This is a genomic window from Liquorilactobacillus capillatus DSM 19910 (assembly GCF_001434915.1).
Lineage (GTDB): Bacteria > Bacillota > Bacilli > Lactobacillales > Lactobacillaceae > Liquorilactobacillus > Liquorilactobacillus capillatus.
This window is the reverse complement of sequence record NZ_AZEF01000048.1, coordinates 1-1,326: the sequence shown is the minus strand read 5'-3', so window position 1 is coordinate 1,326 and position 1,326 is coordinate 1. Positions and strand designations below refer to the sequence as shown.

Here is a 1,326-nt window from a genome sequence, read left to right as displayed (position 1 = left end):
GAGAGTGTCAAATTTTATGTGTAAATAGAAAAGCCTCTCGTCCTTTTTTTAAAACATAGATTCTAATGTGTCTTCAACCATGTTGAATCCCTTATGCACCCGCTGATCAAACTTGTCATTGTAATCCAGAATAACCGTCATCAAGGTTCTTTCTAAGGATTCCTCATTTGGAAACTGTTCACGTTTTTTAGTCTGCCGCTTGAATTTTTTATTAAATGATTCAATTAGGTTTGTGCTGTAAATACTAGCCCGAATAGCTGCTGGGAAATCAAAACACGTCAATAATTTCTGATTTTCTAATAACCCTTGGGTAACTTTAGGATATCGTTTGCGCCAGCGATTGATAAAGTTAGCTAGGCTGTGCTCTGCCGCCTGTTTATCAGATGATTGATGGATTAATTTAAAATCACCTAAGACTTCTTTACGGTCTTTCACACGAATACGATGCGAGATATTACGACTTACATGAACGAGACATTGTTGAATAACGGCTTCGGGGTAATATTTGCCAACCGCAGACGCCAATCCAACTAAGCCATCGGCCACAAAAAGTAAATTCTGTTGCACCCCTCGTTGTTTCAGATCAGCCAATACCTCTGTCCAAATTGCACCAGATTCAGTAGGCGCTATTTTGTATGATAAGACTTCTTTATGCCCATTAGGCTGTATACCGATCGCAATGTGGACTGCTTCTTTTGCGACGGTGTCGCGTCTTAACGGCAGATAAGTGGCATCCAGATAGATAACCGCATATTTTTCTGACAATGTTCTACTTTTGAAAGCTTCAACTTGTTCATTAACGACTTTAGTTAAGTTAGAAACTGTTTGCGGTGTGTAATAAGCACCATACATTTTTTCCATGAGATCGGAGATTTCATGGGTAGTAATGCCTTTTTGATAAAGCTGGATGACCGTCTGTTCCAGTTGGTCTGTTTGGCGCTGATAAGCAGGTAAGGTGTGGTTAATAAATTCGCCATTACGATCACGTGGAACCGTGAGATTCAACTCGCCATATTTAGTTTTGAAGGTTCTTAAGTAGTTGCCATTGCGTGAATTACCAGAGTTAAATCCAGCTCTATCATAGCGTTCATAGCCTAAAAAGGCGGAAAGCTCATTTTGAAGTAATTCATTAACGGCAATTTCTAGGTGATCTTTAAAAATGAGGTCTAAATCTTGATTCTGAGCTAGTGCTGTGACAATTTCTTTGGTAAACTGATTCATGGGGAAGCCTCCTGTGATGTTTGTTTAGACGCTAACTATCATAAGGGAGAGGCTTCCCTTTTTCAATTCCCAATAATTCATTTACACATAATTATTTAAACACTC

Annotated in this window: 1 protein-coding gene; it reads right to left on the bottom strand. The window is 39.0% G+C overall.

Features of this window, described 5'->3' with window-relative positions:
* Positions 1–48: 48 nt before the first annotated feature.
* The gene (locus tag FC81_RS09435) at positions 49–1,221 is read right to left on the bottom strand and encodes an IS256 family transposase (RefSeq protein WP_057746220.1); all 1,173 of its coding nucleotides are present in this window, start codon (positions 1,219–1,221) and stop codon (positions 49–51) included.
* Positions 1,222–1,326 lie beyond the last annotated feature (105 nt).